23 protein-coding genes are annotated in these 25,196 nt (G+C 41.2%); 11 read left to right on the top strand and 12 right to left on the bottom strand.

Annotated features, from left to right (window positions below):
• Positions 1-70 precede the first annotated feature (70 nt).
• Entirely contained in the window at positions 71-2,101 is a 2,031-nt protein-coding gene (locus ACKTT2_RS25075; protein WP_407891611.1) for a S8 family serine peptidase, read from the bottom strand.
• Between the two features lie 226 nt (positions 2,102-2,327).
• On the opposite strand from ACKTT2_RS25075, the gene ACKTT2_RS25070 reads away from it, so the two are divergent.
• The 3 genes from ACKTT2_RS25070 (at position 2,328) to ACKTT2_RS25060 (ending at position 6,762) form a co-directional block, all read left to right on the top strand.
• Positions 2,328-3,125, top strand: a complete 798-nt coding sequence (locus ACKTT2_RS25070) for a TIGR00297 family protein (protein WP_407891609.1) — start codon at positions 2,328-2,330, stop codon at positions 3,123-3,125.
• A 239-nt stretch (positions 3,126-3,364) separates the two neighbouring features.
• Complete coding sequence (locus ACKTT2_RS25065) at positions 3,365-4,123, top strand: peptidylprolyl isomerase (protein WP_407891607.1); 759 nt, start codon at positions 3,365-3,367, stop codon at positions 4,121-4,123.
• The gene (locus tag ACKTT2_RS25060; protein ID WP_407891605.1) at positions 4,072-6,762 is read left to right on the top strand and encodes a peptidase domain-containing ABC transporter; all 2,691 of its coding nucleotides are present in this window, start codon (positions 4,072-4,074) and stop codon (positions 6,760-6,762) included. The genes ACKTT2_RS25065 and ACKTT2_RS25060 overlap by 52 nt, the downstream gene beginning before the upstream one ends.
• Before the next feature lie 206 nt (positions 6,763-6,968).
• Here the strand turns inward: ACKTT2_RS25060 and ACKTT2_RS25055 are convergent, their stop codons facing one another.
• The 3 genes from ACKTT2_RS25055 to ACKTT2_RS25045 all read right to left on the bottom strand — a co-directional run bounded on the left by ACKTT2_RS25055 (position 6,969) and on the right by ACKTT2_RS25045 (position 11,818).
• Positions 6,969-9,041: a choice-of-anchor Y domain-containing protein gene (locus ACKTT2_RS25055; RefSeq protein WP_407891602.1), complete on the bottom strand. Its 2,073-nt coding sequence runs from the start codon at positions 9,039-9,041 to the stop codon at positions 6,969-6,971.
• Positions 9,042-9,238: 197 nt separating this feature from the next.
• A complete protein-coding gene (locus tag ACKTT2_RS25050; protein ID WP_407891674.1) occupies positions 9,239-10,474 on the bottom strand; it encodes an SdrD B-like domain-containing protein in 1,236 nt (411 codons plus the stop codon).
• A gap of 234 nt (positions 10,475-10,708) precedes the next feature.
• Complete coding sequence (locus tag ACKTT2_RS25045; protein WP_407891600.1) at positions 10,709-11,818, bottom strand: RNA-guided endonuclease InsQ/TnpB family protein; 1,110 nt, start codon at positions 11,816-11,818, stop codon at positions 10,709-10,711.
• Between the two features lie 49 nt (positions 11,819-11,867).
• Between ACKTT2_RS25045 and ACKTT2_RS25040 the strand changes: the two genes are divergently transcribed.
• Entirely contained in the window at positions 11,868-12,005 is a 138-nt protein-coding gene (locus ACKTT2_RS25040; RefSeq protein WP_407891598.1) for a ribbon-helix-helix protein, CopG family, read from the top strand.
• Positions 12,006-12,030: 25 nt separating this feature from the next.
• On the opposite strand, the gene ACKTT2_RS25035 is transcribed toward ACKTT2_RS25040, so the two are convergent.
• Positions 12,031-12,630, bottom strand: coding sequence for a hypothetical protein (locus ACKTT2_RS25035; RefSeq protein WP_407891596.1), 600 nt, complete (start codon positions 12,628-12,630; stop codon positions 12,031-12,033).
• 226 nt (positions 12,631-12,856) lie between these two features.
• Here ACKTT2_RS25035 and ACKTT2_RS25030 point away from each other — a divergent pair, with 226 nt between their 5' ends.
• Positions 12,857-13,297 (top strand): VOC family protein, encoded by a 441-nt coding sequence (locus ACKTT2_RS25030; protein WP_407891672.1) that lies wholly within the window; start codon positions 12,857-12,859, stop codon positions 13,295-13,297.
• On the opposite strand, the gene ACKTT2_RS25025 is transcribed toward ACKTT2_RS25030, so the two are convergent.
• On the bottom strand, positions 13,218-13,886 hold the full coding sequence (locus ACKTT2_RS25025; protein WP_407891594.1) for an esterase/lipase family protein: 669 nt from the start codon (positions 13,884-13,886) through the stop codon (positions 13,218-13,220). The two genes, ACKTT2_RS25030 and ACKTT2_RS25025, sit on opposite strands and share 80 nt — an antisense overlap.
• Before the next feature lie 562 nt (positions 13,887-14,448).
• On the opposite strand from ACKTT2_RS25025, the gene ACKTT2_RS25020 reads away from it, so the two are divergent.
• Complete coding sequence (locus ACKTT2_RS25020) at positions 14,449-15,156, top strand: hypothetical protein (protein ID WP_407891592.1); 708 nt, start codon at positions 14,449-14,451, stop codon at positions 15,154-15,156.
• Positions 15,157-15,350: 194 nt separating this feature from the next.
• Here ACKTT2_RS25020 and ACKTT2_RS25015 read toward each other — a convergent pair whose 3' ends face one another.
• From ACKTT2_RS25015 to ACKTT2_RS25000, 4 genes are all read right to left on the bottom strand, one after another.
• Positions 15,351-16,970 carry a pre-peptidase C-terminal domain-containing protein gene (locus tag ACKTT2_RS25015; RefSeq protein WP_407891590.1) on the bottom strand — a complete coding sequence of 540 codons (1,620 nt, stop codon included), beginning with the start codon at positions 16,968-16,970 and terminating at the stop codon, positions 15,351-15,353.
• The gene (locus tag ACKTT2_RS25010; protein WP_407891588.1) at positions 16,936-17,316 is read right to left on the bottom strand and encodes a two-partner secretion domain-containing protein; all 381 of its coding nucleotides are present in this window, start codon (positions 17,314-17,316) and stop codon (positions 16,936-16,938) included. The genes ACKTT2_RS25015 and ACKTT2_RS25010 overlap by 35 nt, the downstream gene beginning before the upstream one ends.
• A gap of 240 nt (positions 17,317-17,556) precedes the next feature.
• Complete coding sequence (locus ACKTT2_RS25005) at positions 17,557-18,678, bottom strand: tetratricopeptide repeat protein (RefSeq protein ID WP_407891586.1); 1,122 nt, start codon at positions 18,676-18,678, stop codon at positions 17,557-17,559.
• A gap of 118 nt (positions 18,679-18,796) precedes the next feature.
• On the bottom strand, positions 18,797-19,540 hold the full coding sequence (locus ACKTT2_RS25000) for a 16S rRNA (uracil(1498)-N(3))-methyltransferase (RefSeq protein WP_407891584.1): 744 nt from the start codon (positions 19,538-19,540) through the stop codon (positions 18,797-18,799).
• Between the two features lie 67 nt (positions 19,541-19,607).
• Between ACKTT2_RS25000 and ACKTT2_RS24995 the strand changes: the two genes are divergently transcribed.
• The 5 genes from ACKTT2_RS24995 to ACKTT2_RS24975 all read left to right on the top strand — a co-directional run bounded on the left by ACKTT2_RS24995 (position 19,608) and on the right by ACKTT2_RS24975 (position 23,860).
• Positions 19,608-20,768, top strand: a complete 1,161-nt coding sequence (locus tag ACKTT2_RS24995; protein ID WP_407891582.1) for a succinylglutamate desuccinylase/aspartoacylase family protein — start codon at positions 19,608-19,610, stop codon at positions 20,766-20,768.
• A gap of 259 nt (positions 20,769-21,027) precedes the next feature.
• Positions 21,028-21,939 carry a GTPase Era gene (gene era / locus ACKTT2_RS24990; RefSeq protein WP_407891670.1) on the top strand — a complete coding sequence of 304 codons (912 nt, stop codon included), beginning with the start codon at positions 21,028-21,030 and terminating at the stop codon, positions 21,937-21,939.
• Positions 21,940-22,031: 92 nt separating this feature from the next.
• On the top strand, positions 22,032-22,709 hold the full coding sequence (locus tag ACKTT2_RS24985; protein ID WP_407891579.1) for a response regulator: 678 nt from the start codon (positions 22,032-22,034) through the stop codon (positions 22,707-22,709).
• Positions 22,710-22,820: 111 nt separating this feature from the next.
• Positions 22,821-23,294, top strand: a complete 474-nt coding sequence (locus ACKTT2_RS24980) for a TspO/MBR family protein (protein WP_407891577.1) — start codon at positions 22,821-22,823, stop codon at positions 23,292-23,294.
• A gap of 92 nt (positions 23,295-23,386) precedes the next feature.
• Positions 23,387-23,860: a TspO/MBR family protein gene (locus ACKTT2_RS24975; protein WP_407891575.1), complete on the top strand. Its 474-nt coding sequence runs from the start codon at positions 23,387-23,389 to the stop codon at positions 23,858-23,860.
• 99 nt (positions 23,861-23,959) lie between these two features.
• On the opposite strand, the gene ACKTT2_RS24970 is transcribed toward ACKTT2_RS24975, so the two are convergent.
• Together ACKTT2_RS24970 and yidD are read right to left on the bottom strand one after the other, a co-directional pair.
• The gene (locus ACKTT2_RS24970) at positions 23,960-24,667 is read right to left on the bottom strand and encodes a M15 family metallopeptidase (RefSeq protein ID WP_407891573.1); all 708 of its coding nucleotides are present in this window, start codon (positions 24,665-24,667) and stop codon (positions 23,960-23,962) included.
• A 267-nt stretch (positions 24,668-24,934) separates the two neighbouring features.
• Entirely contained in the window at positions 24,935-25,159 is a 225-nt protein-coding gene (yidD, locus tag ACKTT2_RS24965) for a membrane protein insertion efficiency factor YidD (RefSeq protein WP_407891571.1), read from the bottom strand.
• Positions 25,160-25,196: the final 37 nt, after the last annotated feature.

Raw genomic sequence — 25,196 nt, 5'->3', positions numbered from 1 at the left:
TAAATAGAGACCAGCGATCGCTCACTGGTCACTGGTCATTGGTCACTGGTCACTGGTCACTGTTCACTGCTTAAGCGCCTCTAGCAATAGCCAATGCTCTCCGTACAGCAGCATCAGCATTTACAAAACCGTTACCGTAATACCTATCGTAGCCAGGGGTCCCCAAATCGTAAGCGTTTTGAGACAGAATTGTTTTGATGTCGCTTGCACTCAGGTTCTTATTAACACTCCACAGTAATGCAGCAACTCCAGTCACGTGTGGTGCGGCGGCAGAAGTTCCGTTAAAATTATAGTTATAGCCAAACTGAAGCCCAGAAGATGCGTTTGATTGAGATGCATTAGCGGCAATAACTTCACCAGGTGCTGATAGGGTCAGATCTTGTCCGCTATTAGAACCCCACCAATTAAGGTATGTAATACGTTCTCCCAAAGTTTTTAGATTACCATAGTAGTCTTTGGGTCCCCAAGAAGCACCCGTAACCATAACATTTGGGTACTTAGCCAAGTAAATAGCCGGTTCTGCGAGAGTATCTGCCCCGGTATTACCAGATGCAAAAACATATAAAACGTTTGGGTTACTAGCAACCAGTTGTTCCAGTTGCAACGAATATCCTCCAGTTAAGCTAAAGTTAATTACTAAACGCCGATTTTCTGCATTTGCCTTAGTAATCATTTTTGAAGTAGCATCTACTAAACTCCAGTCATTAGCATCACCACCAATAACGTCACCAGCATAAACTTCACCATTCCAAAGAATGCCACTTCCTCCCTGACCGTTATTAGTCCGCGCATTGATAATTGATTGAGTTGAAAGACCGTGACTAGTGGCATTTGCACCACTCATCTCATCCGCGTAGTTATCTGCACTATAAGTGGTAGGTCCCAAATCGGGGTGAGTGTTGCCATTGACCAGTGCTAGACCCGTATCTTGAACACCTACAAGAACATTGGAATTACCTGTAGTAAAACGCCAAGCATCTTGCACGCCCATCATGTGCAAATTCCATTGCTGATTAAATAGAGGGTCATTAGGTTCTACAGACAAATTCACCTGTTTATCTGCAAATATAATGCGGTTAATGCCTTCAAAAAGAATTTGTCTGCCATCATCAAGCTTAATAGCATCAAATAGGCGAGTGCAGTTACCTACGTTATAAAGTACACCCTTGCCGCTAGTACTAGCATCTTCTAATTTACTGGAGACAATTGATGACAAATATAACAAATCTCGCTGTCCGCTACCAAAATAAGCATTACCATTACCTGAGAATACCGTAATTTTAGAAGTGGGATCGTCAGTATAAGTAAAAGTATTGGCTCCAAGATTTCCTTTATAGTAACGAGTACCGTCGCTAAGGAGTTGAAATGTCACACCGTCGCTAAGAGTTTGAGATGTCACAGAAGCGGCTGTTGGCGGGTTACTACTAGCACCAGCATTGGACGGTGTGCTGCCAGTTGTAGGCACGGGTAATGTATTTTTGTTGACAGGGGCTGCTGACACACTGAGGTTATAGTACGTTGTACTACTGTTAGTGTCAGCAGAGATTTGAATATAATATGTACCCGGTGATAGCCTTTGAACGATCGCTTCGTCTACAACGCCTGCGTTTTTAGAACTTGCAAGGGTAAAACCACTGATGTCTCGTAACTCCAAATCGGCATTGCCACTTAGATCGTACAGTTTAAGTGACATTACTGTTGTGGTTTCAAGGTTAAATTGATAGTAGTCGGTTTCCGATCTATTTACCCAATCACTGTAGTTATTTGTATAGGAATTAATTGGAATGGATAAAGCAGTTCCATAAGTATTGTTAATTACGTTAATTGGATCGGGACTCGCACTCCTCGGTCGAGAAACAGCGATACGGCTTAAGCCATTAGGCGCTTCGCCTATCGCTTCTTCATTGATTTCATATCCACTTGGTTCTACATATACACTATCACTTAGATTACAAAAGTCGGTTGTCAAACTACTGCGATTGTACAATTTTTTTGGGTACAAACTATTACCCAGTATATCTGTGGAATTCTTGTTGACTGAAGAATAAGTCAAAGCATTGAAATTACAAGCGGTCTCTAGAGAATCTTGGGATAGTGTCACGGACATATTATGTGTTGCACGCAGTACATACTTACATCACAATCTTTCTTTTGTTAAAAAAAAATAGTGTATGTATAAATTTATCAAAATAAAACAAAAATTTTACTTAAACTTTAAAGTGTATTCTTTAAACAGAATTAGAGGTTGCAGCAAACAACCCACACTGCACCAAATCAGATATCCTAATTGGTACTTCAGCAAAAATACATGAAAACGTCAAACCTTAATGATTTCTTTACTAAATTATGTAAATCCTTGGTTAGTGGGTGTCGCTCTCAACACCTTTTTGCTTGGCTTGGCTTGGATTTCGCCTAAAAAGCTACTGACACCGACAGGATATTTCCACGCATGGTTACTTGGGACTCTCATTTGGGGAACACTAGGTTGGCAGGGATATGTAATAGTTATGTTCTATTTTCTTGTTGGTTCTTTTGTAACCCGTGTCGGTATGGCACAAAAGGAAGCAGAAGGTATAGCAGAAAAGCGTTCTGGTGCTAGAGGTCCAGAAAACGTTTGGGGTTCAGCCCTCACTGGGGCATTATGCGCTATCGGCGTAGGTCTCATAAATTCTGGTATTTTTTCCCCCCTTCCCCCCTTCTCCCCCTCCCCCCCTCTCCCCCTCCTTTTGCTGGGATACATAGCAAGTTTCAGTACCAAACTGTCCGACACTTGTGCAAGCGAGGTCGGTAAAGCTTACGGTAAGAGCACTTTTCTTATTACTACATTCCGATCCGTACCGCGAGGAACGGAAGGAGCTGTTAGCATAGAGGGAACTTTAGCGGGTGCAGTTGCGTCGCTAGCACTCGCGCTCCTTGGTTGGGGAGTCGGTTTGATAGATTTGTTAGGTATACTGTGGTGCGTGCTAGCAGCGTTCATAGCCACCAATTTAGAAAGTGCGATCGGCGCAACATTACAACCCCGATTTAACTGGTTAACTAATGAATTGGTGAATATTATTAACACATTGATAGGTGCGATCGCCGCAATTTTCTTGGCTCTTTTCTGGTCAAGTGTTGTCGCTTAATTTTTTCTGAATATAATTTAAACTGTTCGCCTGTTATTTTTGAAGTTTAGTTGCGGCTCGAACTTTCGGCTGCTTAAAATTGCCGTATGCTATTTTTGCCAAGCTGTTAACTAAACTTCAGCAAAAATTAGTAACAGACGAAAAAGTTATAGAAGATCTGCTACGCATAGCTGCCATCTGCCTTTGTACTAGCATGAGTTGTATATTTTATTATGTAGTTTTTTCTACTCATTAAATTTATGGAGTCTGGATCGTTTTTAAGTGTAGATGACAAACCAATTTCTATCGGACAAGCAGTAAGATATTTACAAGCTTCTGGAAAATTGGGACAGTTTATAGGAGATGTTCTCAGACAATATGCGATCGAGCAAGAACTTGAGAAGCGAGAGGATGTGACAATTAGTCCGGCTTTAACAGAACAGGCGATCGTTGATTTTCGGCTCAAAAACCAGCTAACTGACCCCCAAACTTTTCAAGAGTGGCTGACGAACAATGGTACGAATTATGAGAATTTTCACGCCTCAGTGGCTTTTGGCTTTAAAGTAGAAAAACTGAAAGCAGTTATCATTGAACCCAAGCTACAAGAATATTTTATTGAGCGAAAAATTTTTCTAGATAGAGTTGTTGTATCTCGAATTATTGTTGACAATCGGGAATTAGCGGAAGAATTACAAATACAGATTGAAGAAGGTGCAAGCTTTGAACAACTGGCTAAAGAATATTCTCTTGCAGATGACCGGATTGTAAACGGGATGATGGGACCAGTGAGTCGAGGCACAATGCCAGATATACTTAGGGCAGTCATTGACATAGCTAGCCCCGGACAAGTGGTCGGTCCAATAGAACTAGAACAACGCTATGGATTGTTTCGTTTGGAACAATTTCTGCCAGCGTCGTTAGAAGATACTCAACTAAAACAAGCACTACAAAATGAGTTATTTGAGAAATGGCTAGCAGAGAAAATCCAAAAATTAACGGTAAAACTTCAAGTGAATTGAAATTAATAGGTAACGAATCCTCGCAAAATAACGTGCTAGCTTCTATACCTTGGAATCAACCACCACTGTGCTGGTTAACTCCCGAACAAAAAAGCCGACTGCAAGAAGTATCAGAAACTCTTCGTTACAACTTAGGAGAAAAAATCTGGTCGCCAGACATAGGAGATTTTCAGTTTCTGATTGTTTCGGGTAAAGTGCGTTTGCGGTCTGAAGGAGTCAACCAGCCCATAGCAACCCTACATTCGGACAACTGGTTTGGTAGCCTTCAAAAATTCTCTTTTGATTGTAAAGCTGTCGCTGCTAGTAAAGAAGTGGTTGTAGTACGTTGGAATACAACTATTTGGGCAGAAGTTTCTACACCGCAAATAGAGGAGTTTTGGCAAGGAGTGGAAGAAGAGAGGGAGAGGGGGAGAAAGGGAGAGGGAGGGAAAGAACAAATTATCTCCTCCAGTTCCCCCCTATGTTCGGAGGGATTTTCAAGACCCCTACTCACTGAGTCTGCCCCTCCTGTAGCTAATTATCCCTTTGTTAGCAGTGGAAATACGGCTGCTGCTTGTTTAACCATGGTAGCTCAACAGCTAGAAAATCCCGTGCAATTAGAATGGGTACAGCGTCAGTTACGGGGACAGCGACCAAAAAATCTTGTGGAAGCAGCAGAAAAGTTAGGTTTTGTGTTGCGAAAGTTACAAGTCAATTGGGTTGAGTTGCGGCAGTTATCATTCCCTGCTTTACTGCTATGGAGTTCTGATGCGTCTTCCTCTCCGCATTGGATTGTGGCATATGCAGTGAAAGGCGATCGCATGATTGTCGCCAATCCCCTCAATCCCGAACAAACTTGTGAAACTTTGCTCAGAACAGTTGTTGAAGAAACTTGGGATGGGCAGTTGTGGCAAGTAGAACCGATCCAAAAACAAGAAAAGTTTAACCTGAACTGGTTTACACCCGCAGTCTGGAAGTACCGAAAATTGTTGGGAGAGGTGCTGCTAGCATCTTTTACATTGCAGCTTTTGGGCTTAACAACTCCGCTCATCACCCAAGTTGTGATTGATAAGGTTATGGTGCAGGAGAGTTTGCCAACCTTAGATGTGATGGCAATTGCACTCCTGTTAGTCGCGGTGTTCGAGGCAGTTTTGGGAATTTTGCGGTTATTTATCTTTACCCATACAGCCCGTCGCTTAGATTTAAGCTTATCCGCACAACTCTTCCGCCACTTGATGCGATTGCCTCTAGCTTATTTTGAGTCGCGACGAGTAGGAGATACTGTAGCCAGAGTTCAAGAATTGGAACAAATCCGTCAGTTTCTTACGGGTACAGCACTGACAGTAGTATTAGATAGCATCTTTGCCGTGGTTTACCTGGCGTTGATGTTTTACTACAACATTCCACTGACATTTGTGGCGTTAGCAGTTCTACCCTTATTTGCTACATTGACACTGATAGCTACGCCCATTCTTCGCAATTGGTTAAACGAAACTTTTAATCGCAGCGCTGATAGTCAGTCATTTCTAGTTGAAACAATAACAGGAATTCACTCCGTCAAAGCCCATGCTGCAGAACCAACAGCAAGAGTTCGATGGGAAGGTTTATTTGCTCGCTTCATCCGTACAGGTTTCAAAGCTTCTACCACCTCTAATATCAGTAGCAATATCGGTGATTTCCTCACTAATTTTTCCAGCTTACTCATTCTTTGGTTTGGAGCTAGGTTAGTTATTGACCAAAAGCTAACAATCGGTCAACTAGTTGCTTTCCAAATGCTTTCCGGTAGAGTCACAGCACCACTGCTACGTTTAGTACAGTTATGGCAAAGTTTACAACAAGTTCTACTTTCTGTAGACAGGATTGGCGATATTCTTAACGTAGCGCCAGAAGCAGAACCAGGAACGGGGTTAGTTTTGCCATCCCTCAAAGGGCAAGTTGTCTTCGATCGCGTTTTCTTCCGTTACCGACAAAATACTGAACCCGTTCTCAGGGGAATTTCCTTTGACGTACAACCAGGTCAATTTGTTGGTATTGTTGGACGCAGTGGTTCTGGGAAAAGTACTCTTTCTAAACTTTTGCAACGTCTGTATCAAAATGAATCAGGGCGGATATTGATAGATGGTTTTGATATAAAAAGTGCCGATTTAGCATCACTCCGCCAACAAATTGGTGTTGTTCTCCAAGAAGACTTTTTATTCAACGGTTCTATCTTAGAGAACATCACATTAGGCAATCCAGATATCACAGCAGAACAAGTTGTAGAAGCAGCACGGTTAGCATCTGCTCATGATTTTGTGAGTGAAATGCCTCACGGTTATGATACTAATGTCGGAGAAAGAGGTACGGCTTTATCTGGAGGACAGCGACAACGCATTGCTTTAGCGCGGTTGTTCCTCTCACAAGCACCTATTTTAATTTTGGATGAAGCAACAAGCGCTTTAGACAGCGAAACGGAACAGCAGGTACTACAAAATCTCCAAGCAGTTTCTGCTAACCGTACTGTGTTTTTAATTGCTCACCGTTTTGCGCCTCTCAAGCGAGCCGATCTTATTTTGGTGTTAGAAAAGGGCGTAATCGCCGAACGGGGTACTCACTCCGAACTCTTACAACAGAAGGGTTTGTATTGGTCTTTGTATCAAAGACAACAGGCTAATGTGTAGTTTTTACCCCCCTTAGTCGCCACGCATGAAAGGGGGGAAACTACTCCCTTCGCACGCTTATGATTACCTATGGGCGTAGGGTGGGCACTGCCCACCAACAGCTAATTGTGGGCAGTGCCCACCCTACTACTAGATTTCTAGTTCCCTCCCCTTAGAAAGGAGAGAGTTAGGGTGGTGTAAAATAACAACTAGGTATCTGAGCCAACTTAAGCTGCCATAGTTGCCGTATCTAGTGTCATTAAAGAAATAGCCCCTATGTTGACATCAGCCTTTGCAGAACTGCTGTTGTCACCCAAGAAGAAGTAGTCTGACAAACCGTATTTTTCACTAATTCCCGAATAATCTCGCAGCTTACCACTGAGGACATAAGAACCCTCAGCAAACAGTTGGTAATTATCTCCCGACACTGACAGTTCGTAGTTTGTCATGGCAGTGGTATTTTTGGTAGCTTTTTCGCTACTATCATGAGTCAAACTACCAGAAGCACTGTCATAACTCTTTGCCCAGATTTCATTACTCCAGAAACCGAGTTCAATGCCTTTGCCATCACTACTTGTAACAGTCACATTAAAACCAGCATTATCGTCTAGCTTGTCACCGTTGTTATCGCCAAAGTGGCTTTCAGTATTGAGCTTAACTTGGAACTTAAGTTTATAACCCTTATTGCGATCGAGCTTAACAGCTCCGCTATCGTACTTACTATAACCAGCAACACCATAAGTGGTGGAGACTAACTTAGAGGTATTGTCAACAGCCGTTTGAGTACCCCCACCAACACTGCTATCGAAGAATAGCCCACCTTTGTCTGCTGTTCCAGAACCAGTGTAGTAATTATACATTGTTGAGGCTTGGTTAACAGTAGACAGAGTGACTTTGTAATTTACAGGGGTAGCAGCGTTTGATATTACCCGAACATAGTAGTTATCTCCAGCAGGTAAGAAGCCCTTAAGTTGCTCTGATGTCATATCTGATTGTGCTGATGAGAAAATCGCATCGCTTTTATCAACCAGACCATTTTTATTTACATCCCAAATAACTTGTAGATTGGCATCTCCATTCAAACCATCAAGTAATGCATTGACCGTACTTTCTGTCTTAACACTAAAACGGTAAAAGTCATTAGCTGAGACTTTAAGTGTAGAAGTTTTTTCTAGGGAATTAGTACCATTGAGTTCCCCAAGGGAGATAGCTTTACTTAAAGGATTTTCTGTAGATAGAGTCAGATTGTAGTTGGTATTGGCACCGTCAGAAGAAACTTCTATGTAGTATGTGCCAGCTTCTAGCGTGCCATTAATTGTTTCTGCTGTCGCGCCTGTATTTAACGAACTCGCAATGACCTTACCTGTAGAGTCCAGTATTTTAGCATCGGCGTTGTCGGTTAAGCCATCAAGTTTAAGGCTAGCATTAGTAAGACCATCAAAAGAAACGCGATAGTAGTCTTTAGTGTCACCAAGACCAACAAAGTCAGTATAGGCGATCGCACTCGTGCTTTGAGGAAAGATACGAGCAGAATCTAGAGAATTCCCAGCATAGTCGCTACCAGGACGCCCCTCATTCTTACCAAACATAAGGAAATGCCTGTAAGCCTGTTGATTACCAAAACCAGCAGCAACCAAATCGGCATTATTGCCTAAGTAAACTTTGACATTAAAAGCAGATGATGAAATCCGCCCCTCAGTCAAACCAAAAGATTGAAAGTGGTCTAGCAGTTGGCTGTTATTGAAATTGATTGCTTTTAAGTCAGCATTGACCTCACGGTAGTAGGTGACATCAAAAGCAGGATTAAATAGGCGTCCTTCATTTAAACCATAAGATTGTAAGTGATCCAGAAGTTGCTTGTTGTTGAAACCAGCTGCTGCTAGGTCACCATTGACTTGCTTATAAAAATTTAAATCAACGAATGGAGAAAAGTTCCGTCCTTCAGCAACCCCATAATTGCTCAAATGGTCAAACAGTTGCTCGTTGTTGAAGTTAAGTGCTGTTAAGTCCCCATTTGCTTGCTTGTAAAACCCCAAATCTACAAATAAGGAAAAGCGCCGTCCTTCAGCAACACCATAATTGCTCAAATGGTTATATGCTTGTTGGTTATTCATGCTAGCTAAATCGCCGTTGCTAGCACGATAGAAGTTGAGATTAACTAGAGGTGAAAACGCTCGCCCTTCGTTAAGACCATAGTTTTGAAAGTGTGAAAGTAATTGCTCGTTTGTCGTAATACCTGCTGCTGCTAGATCTGTATTGGCAGATCTATAGTAATTGGCATCGAATAAGTTAACAGCCATACATTGCCTCCCCGTAACATAAACAAATTGGCTTCTGGTCTATGTTTGAGTGTTATTAATTTAACAACACAGGGATAGAAGCCAATTTGTTTGTATTTTATGTTACTTGTTTATTTGGTTTTGATGAAGAATGAGAATAGTAAATGTGCTGATTTTAGTTGCATACACGAAAAGACTTATTAGTAGTAATACGGAGTTTAAGTTTTTCCCTCAGCAGGCAATGCTTTAGCACCAAAGTTGATGTTATTTACGACCTGACTGGAGTTTAGTTGAACTGTGTAACTACCAGGACGTTCTAACTGAAACATTCGCACGCCAGAAGGTGTGGACATAAAGAGAAGTTGCCCATTATCGCTCATTGACATCATGCCAGTACCATAAGGTGCAGAAGTATGACCGTAATAGTCTGAAGCAATGTTTTCACCTATCTTGAAACGATATAATTCTTTCCAATTGTTTGTATCAAAAGCAACTATTTCATCTGTAGAAGAGTTAGCACCGTACAGAATGTCTTTCGTAGAATCGAATACAATCCCAGCATCAATATTGTTCAAGTTCTCAACAGCATTCAGGTTGCGATCCATAATAGAAACACCAGTACCCCATTCCAGTGCAATGAGCGAACCATTGCGATTCACAGCAGACAAGTTTTTACCAAGATATGCATCGGTACGTCGTTCTTGAGAGAATTTATCGGTAGTAGCATCATAGGTAAAAATATCACCGCTTGATATCCCATCTTCTGTCATAAAAAATAGCGAGCGATCTGCACTTCGAACAATTTGTGCGCCTCCGTAGACTGACCCACCAGTATCATTGCGGGCAACAATTGTATCATTGCTTAAATTCAATTGGCGCATTGGTCCCCACTGACCGAAAGATTTAATCATGCCTATGCCATTCATACCAAATGCAACATCCCTGGGTAGATCGTCATAGCTTAAATTGAAAGTCAGATTTGAAACGGTACCATCGTTCAGATTCACCTTACGAATAAAGGCTTGTGTAGCACCTTTTTGACCTTCAGCAATATACAAATAATTGCCATCTGGTGTAATATCACCACCGTATAAAGAGTTTCCAACGTCAAAAGGCGCGAGCAATGTACCTGTGGCAATATCGTAACGCTCTACATCTCCGTCACTTGTTGTCATATAGAGTCGGTTACGCTTTTGGTCAAAAATTAGGTCTCTACGGTCGGCGATCGCAATTAAAGTACCACTCCCTTGTCCTCCAGTTAAAGGAAATGTCTCTCGCCAGTTAGGTTGAGTTTTAGTAGAAACAGTGTATGTACCAGGTGTCAAGTTAGTAAAGCTGTACTTACCATCTAACCCAGTTGTAGTTGATATCTCGTCCAAATCGAGTTGACCGTTATTATTTGTATCTAAGTAAATTGTCCAACCGGCTAACCCCTGTTCTCCAACTTCTTTAATAGTTTAGTTCCGTCTAGTCAAATATAGTCAGACGTAGCTTTCTATAATAGATAACTGCTACTTCGTTCGCGGAACCTTTAAGGCATTTAGAATGGCGTCAAGCTTGGAGCTTTAAAACCACCTAAATTTACCCGAATTGGGTCAACTAAGACCTCCCTATCCCCTGTCCCAAAGGAATTGGGGAATTCTTTAATTAGGATATTTAAACTAGCGTTAATGTCAGCATTAATTAATCTACCCGATCTGGATCTGTACAAACCGCTTCGGAATGCGTTTACCCGATGGTTGCCAATTTACTGGTTTACTACCATAAGTGGGAATAAAATCACCATCTAAGAACGACGCACGGCTAGTATAGCTCTCCTCTCGAACAATTACCTCAATCCCCACTCTTGCTCCTTTGTAGGTAAACATATCAATTAATTGACCGTGCGGAATTTGGATAAAGGCTTGATTATTAGCTCTGCCAATATTGCAATTGCGCTTCCAATCTCGATTGTGACCTATCACCAGTTTAGTAATTTTGTGAGCTACCAATAAATCGATGACATGGGTGCTAGCACGATGCAGGTAATTTTTTACTTTCAGGTTGCGAGCTGTGGTAAATGCTCTCAACCGTTTTGATGTTTTTAGTCCACTTCGGGAACGGAGTTGAGCGCGTTTTTTGTTGAAAAATTTGTTGATACTCTTTAATGGTCTGCCGTTAATGAGAACTGGTTTAAATCCAGACACATTTGATGTTACAGCCATTAAGTTGTCTATCCCCATATCGAGCGCTGCAATTTTTTCGGCTTTGTCGTTTAATTCTACATCTGGCACATAATACACTATTTCTAAAACGTAACGATCTAGTTTGGGGACTATGCGTGATTGACAGTAGAACGCTTGTTCAATGTCTTGAATCTGAGTATCAAAATTGTAATCGATATCTGTCAGTTTAATTTGTCCCGTTTTTTTGAAAACCTTTTTTGAGGTAGATTGGTCTGTGAATATCAACACAGATCTACCATCTTTTTTCTTGTAACCAGGGATTTTGGGTTTTCCCGTAAATTTAGATGGCTCTAGACGAAATACCGCTATTGCCTCGAAATAAGATTTCCAAGATTTGTCCAATAATTTAAGTACTTGTTGTGCCACTTTAGCTGGCAACGATTTATATTGGTCTGTAGGCTGCATTAATTTATCCATTTGGTTGTAGGATGGCACTCCATGTCCGTAAATAAATGATTGCCGAATTGTGTATTGTGCTGCATTCCATAGGTTTTTAGCAGCAAATGACATTGCATCTATTTGTTCCCATGCTGGATGCCCAATCTTGATAATTCGTTGCTCTACTAGTTGCACAACTTTCACCTCCTTGCTATCTTGTACGTATATCCATATGGTAATACACATGAGAGATAAAAGGCTAGTCATTAGAGTAACGGAATATGAATTAAAACAGCTACAGCAAGAAGCAGCAAAAAGGGGTGTATCCGCCTCAGATATTGTTCGAGCTTGGATAGCACAACTCGCTGCGCCCAATAAATAATGATAAATGACTAGATTTGATGACATTATGAACGAAGTTTTATAATACCATTTCCATTGGCATCATTCCATTTAGTACCTTGAATATGTGAGCCACTAGGAGGTGTAGGTGTAGCAACAAACTTCACATCATAGTGACCATTTGCATCGGCTCCTGAGTACACTTGCAAGAAGTAAATACCACTTGCCAGACTATTTAGCTTAAGTTCTTTTGAAGATACACTTGTACTTGTTGAACTAGCGATTGTCTCTTCAAGATCGCTCGCACCATTATTATTGGTATCTCGAATCAATTTCATGTTGATATCTGAAAAGGTATTCAATGCGATCGTTAAGTTATTGACACCAACTAAATTCAATTTGTAAAAGTCGTTGGTATCAGCGTTTCCTACCCAGTCAGTGAAACTTGTTTCTTGCCCTCCAACAGATATATTACGAGCCTTTTCCAAAGTATTTCCGGCATAATCACTACCCTGACGTCCTTCGTTAAGCCCGTAAACAAGGAAGTGCGTGTAAGCCTGTTGGTCAGTAAATCCAGCCGCCTTTAAATCAGAATTATTGGCCAAGTAAACTTTGATATTGAAAGCAGATGAAGAACCTGAGTATAAAAATAAGTCGCAATTCACCGTTTCTGTTCCTCAACGGAAGCAGTTATTGGATTGAAATTTTGTACTTTTTCTTACTCAGGTATACACTCTAAAGCAGTATTTTACCAGAGTTATTGTATGAAATTATATATAAGCAAAGACATGATACTTAAGAAAACATTTGGTTGTTAAGTCACATTAGAAACAAAGACAAAAAATTATGAATACAATAAAATTACGTGAAAATGCCAGCAAAAGTGAAATTATGAATCAAACTTTATTTCATCTTGCATTTCCTGTCACAAATATTACTCAAGCTAAAGCCTACTATGTAGACGGTTTGGGTTGTATTCCCGGTCGAGAAAATCGCCATGCTTTGATTCTTAAGCTCTACGAGCATCAACTGGTTGCTCATGTTACTAAAGAATCATTAGTCACACAACACAGTATATACCCCAGGCATTTCGGAATAATTTTTACTACATTAGAAGATTGGGAAGCTTTACTAGTAAGAGCACAAAAACAACAACTTCTTTTTCGAGAAGAACCCAAACATCGTTTTGTCGGTTCTCCTTTAGAACACAGCACCTTCTTTCTAGAAGATCCTTTTTATAACTTGATGGAATTTAAATACTACCGTTATTCTGAAGCGATTTTTGGGGGTGCTGAGTATACACAAATTGGCGATCGCCTTGAAGTGGAGTAGCCAACGCTTCTGCAACGGATGCCAAGCTTCTGATATCCGTCAGCATCCAAGCATGAGTTAAAACAGGAACAATTACATTTCGACCCACGGGCATTTGCGAACTATTGGCAGGGACAATCATCAAATCGTAGGGCGTCCATATAGATGTAAAATCCAGCTGTTTCAACATTGCAACATTCTGGTTTAAATCCTGGAGAAAAGGGCTATCAGGACGCATTTGGAGACAACCTGCACCCGGACTGCAAAAAGCTATCCACGTACCGTGATGTGGAGAGGAGATAGTGATGAATCGTTGTACGCGATTTATACCACCCAATTTCTGAATATAATAACGACTGACAATACCCCCCATACTGAAACCTACCAAATCTATAGGTTGTTCTGGGTCAAAAGTGGCTTCAATATACTGAGCAACCTGCTTTGCCAAATCATCAAGACCAATTCGACCAGTATTTGGTACTAAATCCAAATCGTACAATGTAAAATCCCTCTGTTTCAAGTAAGGAATCATCCTATCGAAAACTCGCCCGGTATCAAAAATGCCATGTACCAGTACTACGGGGTTTTTCTGTTCTTTTACATTAATCATTAGCAATATTCTGTATGTATATAGGAATCCTACTTAAGTTTTGAAATATACGTAGTAGGGTGGGCAATGCCCACCAACAAGATTTTTGGTGGGCATTGCCCACCCTACTTATATTTCATAAATCAAACACGATTACTGTATATTTTTTCTAATTTAATCAACAACAATCGCCACTTGACACACATAGTATGACACTCTCTACCAGTGACCAATCCCAATCGCCAGTCGCCAATCCCCAATCGCCAGTCGCCAATCCCCAATCCCCAAGAAATATTAACTTTTGTTAAGCTGTCTCTCGAAATCTTGCCTATAGTTACAGTAAAATTTAATAATGAAGTCTGACTGTATACAGGTTACGAGTGCCTGAAAGCATCAGCTTATGAGCATTAACCCTGTCCTGTGACAACAACCTGATTGAGAAATAAGCCTACAGAGGCTGCGATCGAGATGGTTATACAGGTGACTGAGCTAGTGGGGTATGTCTTGATAAAACGTAACAATATTCCGTGATTTTTTAAGGATTACGGTCAGAGACCAGGTATAAAAGGCAGGAGAAATTGTAATGTTCGGTTTTATCAAAAATTTAATTGCCGGAATTTTGAATTTTTTCATCGGGCTGTTTGGCGGTAAAAAAAGCGGCTACTATCTGGAGTTGGATGAAGCAGCTGAGGTAGCACAAGATGCAGCCAAAAAAGCCGCATCAAAAACTAAGGAAGTAGCGCAAACAGTAGCATCGAAGACTAAGGAAGCGGCATCGAAGACTGTGGAAGCAGCATCGAAGACTGTGGAAGCAGCGCAATCGGTTGTATCAAGCACGGAGAAAGAGGTAGAAACCGCAGCAGCGAAAGAAAAGCAAGCTGCTGCTCAACCTGTTGCAGCAAAAGCGGAAGCAACCGCAGCAGCGAAAGATAAGAAAGCTGCTCAACCTGTTGCAGCAAAAGCGGAAGCAACCGCAGCAGCGAAAGATAAGAAAGCTACTAAACCTGTTGCAGCAAAAGCGGAAGCAACACAGAATGGAACAAAGAGTGCTACATCACCTACGGAGGCACAAGTTAAGATAGAGTTAGTACAAACTTCTAATGGTGTAAGACCAGAACCCGTTCAACCAGCAAAAGCTGAAGCTGCAAAAAAAATTATACAAGAGCAACCAGCTGAAACAACTTTTGCACCAAAATATCTCATACCTAACAGTAGCAATGGTCGTCGGCGTCCTGGTGCGAACATGAATTCTTTCTTAGATATGGCACGTCAGGTGAAACCAGCCAAGTAATTAAATAAAAAAACTTACTAAAACCCAGCTTCCCTAGAGAAACTGGGTTTTTTTATGGTAGTCATCTCTCATCATCTCGATCCGGTAGCTTTACTTGCTCCCTTTGGGCTCTAAAATTCCCGAATTTTGTAGGTGGGGCTATGCCCTACAACGTGATAATGGTGGGCTTTAGCCCTACCTACGCCCATAGGTAATCAATCGAGATACAGTGTATTGAGAGTTACCGTACCTGGGTTGCTAAATTCAGAGCTAGCGTCAATGTCGTTAGTTTTGTTTCCAAGAATTGCTCTACGTTGTGCTAGACCAAAGATTCGTTGAGCGTCGATTGTAATATTACCTCCCTGACCGCGAGAAGCACTGGCAATAATGTCATTGTCTTCTAGTGGTGTTGCGATCGCAAAACCCTTAGCCGCATCAATTGTAATATTTCCTCCTTTGGCAGTACTGCTTGCACGAGCAGAAATGCGGCTGTTGTTCTGCATTAACAATAAATTCAAATCCTTTAACGTGATATTAGCGCCTTCTTCATCGCCAGTAATTCCAGTTTCTGCAGTTAGGCTTGCTTGGTTAAGGAGAACAGTCTTAGCATTGACCGTTAAATTGCCTGCTTGTCCTTGAGGACTACTCACCGTGAGACTTGCTTGATTCTGAAGTTGCAATGTGTTCGTGTTAATCGTTAAGTCTCCTGCTTTACTGATTAAGTTGGGCGCTGTGTTAGCAGATACATCAGTACCCTCTCCATCTAAAAAAATGGTATTCTGCGTATTAATACTGGTATCTCCTGCATTACCTTGACCAAAAGTACTAGCAGCTACTCGCGCACTATTAGTAGCAAATACTGACCGAGCCTTGATAGTAATATTACCCCCATCTCCACTAGCTTGTAATACTGATTGAGGAATAGCTACAGCAGTTCCTCTGAGAGAGATAGTATAATTTCCACTGCTATTACCAGCATTATTCCAGCTACTTAAAGGCAAGTCTCCTCCCGGTTTTATAGGAGCTACTGTAAAGTCACTCGTATCAAATATCCTGCCCATCCCACTTTGCGGGTCGTTGTTATAGCTAGAAATTCCTAAGTAGTAGAAACCGGGCTGAGTTGGGGTGAGGGTATTTGCTTCTGGTAAAGTAGATTGCCTAATGCTGGGATTGTCATCGTTAGCATAAACTCCCCTACCAGTGACATCAAAGAGAAACAACTGCGTGTCAAAAGTAGCTCCCTCAACGGTGGTTGCTGAGAAAGTTTGCCCTCCTGATAAGAAAATTTTGTACAAGTCAACATCATTGTTATTGTTGACTTCCCCAGAAATACTAGTAACAAAAGTACCTGGTTGGAGCGTCAAATTTTGAGCAGTATCAAGTAGCTGACCTGCCTCTCCATCTTCTGTCTTGACGACACCAATGTTTTGCTCAACAAGCGAATCACTCGTGCTGGCAAATATTCCAGTATTCTTACCAGAAAGTGTAATATCTTCTTTAATATCAAGGAATATATTGCCAGCTTTTCCCCGTCCCTGAGTTTGGGTAGTGATTCGAGCACCGTTGGTCATAGAAAGCGATCGCCCTTGGATACCGATTTGGTTACCATCACCTGTTGCTGTTGGTTCTACAGTACTTCTAATTTGACCGTTATTAGTTAATGACACCTTCTGTGTTGCTTGGATGTTAATTTTACCTGCATTTCTTTGCCCAGCAGTACTAGCAGTGATTTGAGCATTATTATCCACAGACAGAAAGTCGGTGGTGATGTCAACATTGCCACCGATTCCAGTAGAAGTTTTACTGACAGCACTCGTTAATAGACTTGGACCCAATATATCGTTGCCAGTAGGGCGCACTGATGTTCCAGTCAGTTCCACAGAAGAAGCTTAAACTTAAACCATCTCCATCTAGACTCAATCCTACCATTCCAGGTTCTGCCAATCCCCCTAGTTCCACTTGACCACCCGAAGCCGTTAAAATTCCACCATTTAAGCGGACATCACCACCCACAAGCGCTAAAGTTTTACCTTCTTGCACCTGTAAACCAACAGATTCACCGAATATAGTGCGAGCCTGGGATTGATGACTGATGGGTTGAGGATTCGTCCCATATTGTAAACCAATGGGAACACTGATACTAAGCAGTGGTGTCGTAGGGCTTGCAGTGCAACACGCCACAATATACAATTCCCAACCTTTTGAACCATCCCCAATCAGTATTCATAAAACCTCCTGGGAAGTGTGGAAACCACGTGGCTTTAGCCCGTGGAGGAAACATGACGCAAGCTCCGCTAGCCACTCACATAGGACGGGCGGGGACGCCTGTCCCACAATACCAATAATATGGGTTAATTTATTTCTTGTGAATCCTTAATTTCAGTATTTTTACATAAATTTACTCCTTGAGTTTTGGATACCTCAGTTATCACTTATGAAACATCCTCTTGCATAACGTAAAAAAACCAGACTACTATATAAATGAAAAGCAGAGTCCCAAGCAGTTGGTTCTCGGCGAAATAAATGAACGTGAGATTGAATTTGATGTAGTAAATCAGTTCTATCTAATGCTGTTTCTGCAAAATGTGTAAACTCAGACCATATTTCGACTTGTGGAAGCTTTTGGTCAAGCCAACTTAACAAGCTATTCCAATTCATTCTGATTGTACTTTGACTAGTGCGATAAGCCGGGTACGGCTTGTGCTTCGCGACGCCAATTTCTATTCCTTGTTGAAATTCATAGCCGTTATCATACAATCGTAAAATAGAGTTTCTTCCAGGAAGGTGTAAATCGCAAAATTGAAAGTAGTCTTGAGTTTGAGTTTTGCGTTCCAATTTACCACGTACATTTCTATCTACGACTTGTTCAAAAATAGGTAGGAGTCCCTGTACTCGTCCTCGAACTTCTGACCATTCAAAGTTGATAGAACCAATTTGATTGGAATCATTTTTACAAACAACAGTTATACCTGAAGGGGCTTCTTGAAAATAATTGATTTGAAAAACTTGAATTTTTTGAATTTGAGATAGACTCGTCCAAAAACAAGGAATATTGGCATTGCGTAGCTGTTCGCCATAATATTTTAACTCTCCCACTGCTCCTATCCGGTATACCCGCCAACCACGACTTGGTAACATCAATCTTGCATTGTAAGCGTCAAGCTGCATAATTTGAGCAAACTTTTGTGCTACTTGAGTTTTTAATTCATTGTCAATTGGTTCTAAAACTAAGACTCCTAATTCTGTACTACTAGAATCAGTTATTGCTTTTGCTTTTGCCTGCTGTCGTTCTTCTTTTGCAATATTTTCCAAACGTTGCAAACCTTGACGTGCTTGTGTCAGTAACTTAGAGTTCGTTGTATCTCGTAGCAGTCGGCGATATACTTTTTCTGCCTCCGCATACTTTCCTGTGGATTCATAGAACTTGCCCAAGTAAAACTGCACCCAAGGATTATCTGGCGATTCTTTGAGCAACTGTTTAAGTAATTTAGCAGCAGTAGGATAATCTTGGCGCTCTAAGGCGGAAGCAATTTGCTCAAGCATATTGGGTAGGGATTGGGGATTGGGGATTGGGGAACTCGGGGTCCCCTCCTTGTTGAGGGGCAATGGGGATTGGGGATTTATCCCCCAGATAAATCACGGGGGTTCTCACCCTCCCATATTATTTTTGATAGTTCCCAAATTTTTCAGATTCTAACTCAGCTGCCACAATAGACAAGGCAACAATTGGGGCTGTGACTGCTCTGAGAATACGACGTCCAAGCGAAACAGGTTGAAATCCTGCCTCAACAGCACGCTCTACTTCTTTTTGCGTCCATCCTCCCTCTGGTCCTACTGCAATAGCAATTGTTCTTTGTCCATTGTCATTAGTCATTTGTTCTTTGTTTTGCAAGCAGTTTCGTAAATGAGGAGAGTTACCACGAGCAACACAAATGTATTGCCAATCATTTGCAGAAGATAAAGCTGTGCTGAAGGGGACTGGTTCTAAGATAGTGGGGACAAAAGAACGTTCGGATTGTTCTGCAGCTTCTTGTGCAATTCGCTGCCATCTTTCAAGTTTCTGAGAGCTTGGTTTAAGTAGAGTACGATCGCTCATCACTGGAGCAACGATCGCAACTCCTAACTCAGTACAACAGCGTACCACATCGTCAAATACATTACCTTTGGGCAAAGCAAGTATCAGTGTTATAGTTGCTCTTAACTCGGTATCCACTACCATGGGTTCTATAACTTGCGCGTTATCTCCTTCCAACTGTGCCACCCACCATTGCCCCATTCCATCCATTGCAATAAAGCGTTCTCCAGTACGCAAACGCAAAACCCGCCCCAGATAATGCTGTTGTTGGGGTGTAAGCAGAATTTGCCCTTGTTGGATTTGGGATGGTGCGATCGCAATTCTTTGCATTTGTTAATGGTTAGTGGTTAGTTGTTAGTTGTTATTGGTCACTGTTCACTGGTTACTGGTCACTGTCATGCTTCCACATATTGAAACAATTCCACAGCGTCACATGGCTTCAGGTGATGTGCTTTCCTTTCAAGTTTATAAATTTATTGGCGCTCGTCCTGGAAAAAAAGTTTATATCCAATCTAATTTACATGGGGCGGAAATTGTTGGTAATGCAGTTATTCATCAGCTTCTTGAGTTTTTGCTATCTGTAAACGATACAGAGATCGCCGGACAAATCTGGCTGGTTCCTGTTTGTAATTCTATGAGTACGAATCAGCGATCGCACTATTTTGCTTCAGGTCGTTACTCTATTTCTGAAGCTAAAGATTGGAACCGTATTTTTTGGGATTATGAGAAGTTTACCAACAATATAATGGAATTTGCCCAATCTCAAATCCATTTGAACTTAGAAGTTGTGAGGAAGAATTATCTAGATGCTATTCAGCAGAAATTTACAGGTTTGTTAGAAAACATTAACTCATATAGTAGCGTTCCCTATACAGAAAAATTTCGTTACAAATTACAATCTTTGAGTATAGATGCTGATTATCTAATTGACTTACACAGCCACACAACTCAAGGATTAAACTATGTGTATTACTTCCGCGAGCGAGAAGAAAGTGCAAAATACTTTTTACTTCCTCTAGGAGTTTTACTAGATGAATATGATGGTAATGCTTTTGATGAGGCGTTTATCAAACCTTGGTTAGCACTCGAAAAATGTTTCAAAGAACTTGGTAGAGAAACTAAATTTGATGTGGAAGCTTGGACGCTAGAACTAGGAACAGGAATGCAGATGAACCCTGATTCTGTAGATAAAGGAGTTATGGGTATAAAAAACTATTTGGTACGGAAAGGAGTGTTGCAAACTTCTGACACTGTTGTCAAAGGAGAATTATCACAAGGTACATCATCCCATGAGATGAGTTTTAGCACGAGAAGTCAAGCCAAAAAATATTATGCTCCAACAGGTGGAATGATTCAATCAAAAGTTGAATTAGGAAGTTCAGTAAAGGCTGGAGATAAGTTGTATCAAATTTTGCAATTTAATAAAGAAGGAAAATTACCTACTGTCATTGATGTCTTTGCCGAACAAGATGGGTTGATTTACGATTCCTCAACCAATCATGCCGTTAATGAAGGCGAATTTGTACTAGGTCTAATTTCAGTGACCAGTAATCAGTGACCAGTGACGAGTGACTAGTAATCAGTGACCAGTGACCAGTGACCAGTGACCAGTGACCAGTGACCAATGACCAGTGACTACCAATGATTGTTAAACTTTAAGCAAAGGTGTAAGGCAATTATCAAGAAGTGCCAGGGTGATTTTTTATGTTCTTGTGGAATTTGCAACTCAGTGTAGGAATTTTTAAGGTACAAGATGAGGGTGGGGTCAAAGAGTGAATAGTAGCGATTTAAACATCTTCTCTGATTCGGGAGAAATGATGATTCCACAGGCTCCTCCTGGATTTAAGTCTGGTTTTATTGGCATTATTGGTCGTCCTAATGTCGGTAAATCTACGCTAATGAATCAATTGGTAGGACAAAAAATAGCCATTACATCTCCGGTTGCACAAACCACGCGGAATCGATTAAGAGGCATTTTAACAACACCAGAAGCACAGTTAATCTTTGTAGATACACCAGGAATTCATAAACCTCATCATCAATTGGGGGAGGTTTTGGTGCAAAATGCCAAAATAGCAATTGAATCGGTGGATATTGTATTGTTTGTGGTAGATGGATCGTCAGTTTGTGGAACAGGCGACCTGTACATTTCCGAGTTACTGAATCGCAGTCAAACACCAGTAATATTGGGTTTGAACAAAATTGACCAACAACCAGCAGAGTTTCAACAAATAGATGCGAGTTACACTCAATTAGCTAAATCGCTTCAATGGCAAACGGTAAAATTCTCAGCTAAGACAGGTATCGGATTGTCGGAACTGCAAGGGTTACTCAGTGAAAAGTTAGAGCCAGGTCCGATGTACTATCCACCTGATTTAGTAACCGATCAACCAGAACGTTTTATCATGGGAGAGTTAATCAGAGAACAAATTTTACTGTTAACTCGTGAAGAAGTTCCTCATTCAGTAGCGATCGCAATAGACCAAGTAGAAGAAACTCCAACGATTACTCGCGTGTTTGCTACCATACACGTAGAACGCGATTCTCAAAAAGGAATTCTCATTGGGAAAGGCGGAACCATGTTAAAAGCAATTGGTAGCGCTGCTCGCGAGCAAATCCAAAAGTTAATTGCAGGTAAAGTCTACCTAGAGCTATTTGTCAAAGTACAACCGAAATGGCGTCAATCTCGGACGCGATTGGCAGACCTGGGGTATCGCGTAGAAGAATAAAAAGAATTATGAATGATGAATGCTGAATGATGAAAAGAAAATTCATAATCCCCAATTCATAATTCATAATTTATAATTCATAATTCATAAATATGTCTTTAGAAAGTTCCTTTCCCTTAAATTTGGCAGTTAATGCTTCTCCCTTAAGAGTTCTCATTGTGGAAGATGATCCCATGATGCAACTCGGACTCGAACAATCACTCTCTGCTCATCCCCAATTAGAAATTGTTGGACAGGCAGAAGATGGTTACTTGGGCGTACAAGCAGCACTCAAACTAAAACCAGATTTGGTAGTGATGGATATTGGGTTACCACGTTTAGATGGAATTGCCGCAACACAGCAAATCAAAGCCGCACTTCCAGAAACTCATGTGGTTATGCTAACGTCTCACAAAACTGATACAGAAATTGTTGCTGCTTTGTCGAGTGGTGCAGATGCATATTGTATCAAGGGAGCAAGTGTGGAACGATTGTTAAGTGCGATCGCAGCTGCTGTTGAAGGTGCAACTTACCTCGATCCTCAAATTGCCAGACGAGTAATTGAAAATCTTAAACCACCTACTACTAGTGGAAATACAGCCAACTTATCTCAACGCGAGTTAGAGGTGTTGAAACTAATGGTAGAAGGATATAGCAATCCAGAAATTGCTGAAAAACTCTATCTCAGTCCCAACACAGTAAAAACTCACGTTCGCGGAATTATGAATAAACTGTCTGTTGATGACCGCGTACAAGCAGCCGTTGTGGCTTTACGTTCTGGACTGGTTTAACTCTCACCCGAATGGGTGAATTTTAGAACCCAAGATTGATGAGTTACTCGCCTAAAACTTGACAAAATTGGATTTAGAAATTTTATGTGCGAGCCTCGCAAAGGGTGAAGGATGATTAAATCCTGGATGGTAATTGGCGGAGTGGCATTCTTGGTTGCATTAGCTTCTAACATCATTACTCCCAACGATGTCAAGTGGTTTAAGCGTTTGCAAAGACCAAGATGGCTTACTTTTGAGGCAGCAATTCCAGTTATCTGGACTGTAGTATTTATTTGTGGTGCTTGGTCTGCTTATATTATTTGGGAAAAAGAGCCAGGAACAACTGGAACTTGGTTGTTTATGGCTTTATACCTCCTTTTAGAAATTGTTACAGTCGCTTATAACCCAGTCATGCTTCGACTTCGCAGTTTGAAAGCGGGTACCATCGTTGGAGGTACAGGTTTTATTGTAGGAATTATATTAGCAATGGCAGTTTTATCTATATCTGGTTGGGCAGCACTGCTTATTGTTCCCTACTTACTTTGGAGTCCCATTGGTACGTATACTACTTGGAAAATGATACAACTCAATCCGAAAGATGCGTAAATTAGATAGTATTCCAACTAACGACTGATTAAAATGATGTCTTCAATTGTCACAATTACCTTGTGTAGCTTGACAAAATAAGGTATACAACAATGATTCAATCTTGGATGGTAATCGGGGCGGTTACTTTTTTAATTGCTGTTGGGAGTTTTTTCATAACACCTCGGGATGTCAAGTGGTTTGCACGGTTAACTCGCCCCCGTTGGTTAGTCTTTGAACCACTTATTCCCCTTATTTGGACTGTTATTTTTGTTTGCGGTGCGGCTTCCGCCAATATTGTTTGGCAGCACAATCCAGGCAGTTTGAGAAGCTGGATTTTTATGGGTTTGTTTCTCTTGTTAGAAATCATTACTATTTCTTACATTCCACTCATGTTAAGATGGCGGAGTTTAAGAATCGGAGAAATTATTGGCTCGATTGGCGCTATTCTGGGTGTGTTGCTAACAATCGCTGTTTTCCCAATATCTAAACTGGCTGCGTTACTCCTCGTTCCATATCTAATTTGGAGTCCAGTAGGAGCTTACACTACAGAAGAGCTAATTCAACTGAATCCTCAAGATGCTTAACATCATAATATTACGTAGGTTGGGTTGAGGAACGAAACCCAACATTGAACCTTATTGTTAGGTTCCGTTGCTCTTAGTCATTTGTCAATGTTAAGGATTTCAGGCTAAACGTCCGTAACGGGCATGAAAAGATTGGTCGGGATTTGCTTCATTATTTAGCCAAGCCCACATCTGATCGCCTATGGAGAAATGCCACCACTCTCTAGGATTACGCTTGAATCCTGCTTTTTCCATAACATGGCATAAAAGTTGTCTATGAGCGTGGTACTGTTGCTCTTGCAAGTCAGTGGCGTTGGCAAAGTATAACGGATGCGATCGCTCTGACATCTCATCAATAGGCGAACCCATATCGAGAATTTTTCCCTTATCATCCACCAATGTAACATCAACAGCAGCACCCGTACTGTGAGGCGGAGGTGTTTTTTCATCCAAACTGGGTTCAGCCCAAATTTTATAAACCTCCTCCCAAATCTCTTGCATCTGATTTTGTGACAATTCAGCCTCACTTAAGCCTCTTATCTCCAAAGCTTGAGAAAAAGCATAACTCACCATAAACTGCTGTACCTGTACTGGACGGTAGGCATCAAAAATTTGGATTTGCCAGTTAGGACGAATTTGCTGGAGATAGTTCTGAGCAGCTATCAAGCTATCAACAACACTTTTACGGAGAAAATAAGGTGAGACTTCGCCATAAGGCGCACCCAACCTTTCATAAGGATGAGGAGATTCCACAGCAAATTGTTCCAAAGGAATCTCTACCAACGGTTCGCCACACTCAATAATTAATACTTTATGATAGGGTCGCATTTTAACAGTGACCGGTGACCAGTAATCAGTGACCAGTTAACTAATATAGCGGTTTTCAATTGGGTACAGTACGTACAAAAGTAATGGAACCGCAGCCTGTAGCAGCCCGTAGCGGATAAATCTGTACTTCATTCAAGTGAAAACCGGTATATACTTGAAACTAAGAATTTAAATTATAAATCAATTTCTTTTTTCCATAAATTCAGAGATTTGCATCCTAATATGTAACCGCTCGTTGGTCACTGGTTACTGGTCACTGCTCACTGATTACTGGTCACTGTCTTCCGGTACGGGATCGTAGCCGCCGGGATGAAATGGATGGCAGCGTGAAATGCGTTTCATTGCCAACCAACTACCCCGCCAGACTCCAAATCGTTCAATGGCTTGAAGAGCATACATTGAACATGTCGGCTGAAAGCGACAGGATGGAGGAAACATCGGTGAAATAAACATTCTGTAAAACCGAATCGGCAAAATTAGTAATAATTTCATTTCTGTCGCTGAAATCTAATAAAGTGGTATTGAAGGT

It is taken from the genome of Scytonema hankhaensis NUACC26, assembly GCF_045865695.1.
Lineage (GTDB): Bacteria > Cyanobacteriota > Cyanobacteriia > Cyanobacteriales > Nostocaceae > Scytonema.
Note: the sequence above shows the minus strand (reverse complement) of the source record. Positions and strands in the feature narration are given on the sequence as shown.

What these genes read in the sequence shown, in the direction of transcription:
- ACKTT2_RS25065 (WP_407891607.1), top strand. Translation starts at nt 3,365, where the DNA reads ATGGAGTCTGGATCGTTTTTAAGTGTAGATGACAAACCAATTTCTATC.
- ACKTT2_RS25025 (WP_407891594.1), bottom strand. Translation starts at nt 13,886, where the DNA reads ATGATTAATGTAAAAGAACAGAAAAACCCCGTAGTACTGGTACATGGC.
- ACKTT2_RS25055 (WP_407891602.1), bottom strand. Translation starts at nt 9,041, where the DNA reads ATGGCTGTTAACTTATTCGATGCCAATTACTATAGATCTGCCAATACA.
- ACKTT2_RS24985 (WP_407891579.1), top strand. Translation starts at nt 22,032, where the DNA reads ATGTCTTTAGAAAGTTCCTTTCCCTTAAATTTGGCAGTTAATGCTTCT.
- ACKTT2_RS24995 (WP_407891582.1), top strand. Translation starts at nt 19,608, where the DNA reads ATGCTTCCACATATTGAAACAATTCCACAGCGTCACATGGCTTCAGGT.
- ACKTT2_RS24975 (WP_407891575.1), top strand. Translation starts at nt 23,387, where the DNA reads ATGATTCAATCTTGGATGGTAATCGGGGCGGTTACTTTTTTAATTGCT.
- ACKTT2_RS25020 (WP_407891592.1), top strand. Translation starts at nt 14,449, where the DNA reads ATGTTCGGTTTTATCAAAAATTTAATTGCCGGAATTTTGAATTTTTTC.
- ACKTT2_RS25070 (WP_407891609.1), top strand. Translation starts at nt 2,328, where the DNA reads ATGATTTCTTTACTAAATTATGTAAATCCTTGGTTAGTGGGTGTCGCT.
- ACKTT2_RS24980 (WP_407891577.1), top strand. Translation starts at nt 22,821, where the DNA reads ATGATTAAATCCTGGATGGTAATTGGCGGAGTGGCATTCTTGGTTGCA.
- ACKTT2_RS25000 (WP_407891584.1), bottom strand. Translation starts at nt 19,540, where the DNA reads ATGCAAAGAATTGCGATCGCACCATCCCAAATCCAACAAGGGCAAATT.
- yidD (WP_407891571.1), bottom strand. Translation starts at nt 25,159, where the DNA reads ATGAAATTATTACTAATTTTGCCGATTCGGTTTTACAGAATGTTTATT.
- ACKTT2_RS25030 (WP_407891672.1), top strand. Translation starts at nt 12,857, where the DNA reads ATGAATCAAACTTTATTTCATCTTGCATTTCCTGTCACAAATATTACT.
- ACKTT2_RS24970 (WP_407891573.1), bottom strand. Translation starts at nt 24,667, where the DNA reads ATGCGACCCTATCATAAAGTATTAATTATTGAGTGTGGCGAACCGTTG.
- era (WP_407891670.1), top strand. Translation starts at nt 21,028, where the DNA reads ATGATTCCACAGGCTCCTCCTGGATTTAAGTCTGGTTTTATTGGCATT.
- ACKTT2_RS25040 (WP_407891598.1), top strand. Translation starts at nt 11,868, where the DNA reads ATGAGAGATAAAAGGCTAGTCATTAGAGTAACGGAATATGAATTAAAA.
- ACKTT2_RS25005 (WP_407891586.1), bottom strand. Translation starts at nt 18,678, where the DNA reads ATGCTTGAGCAAATTGCTTCCGCCTTAGAGCGCCAAGATTATCCTACT.
- ACKTT2_RS25060 (WP_407891605.1), top strand. Translation starts at nt 4,072, where the DNA reads ATGGCTAGCAGAGAAAATCCAAAAATTAACGGTAAAACTTCAAGTGAA.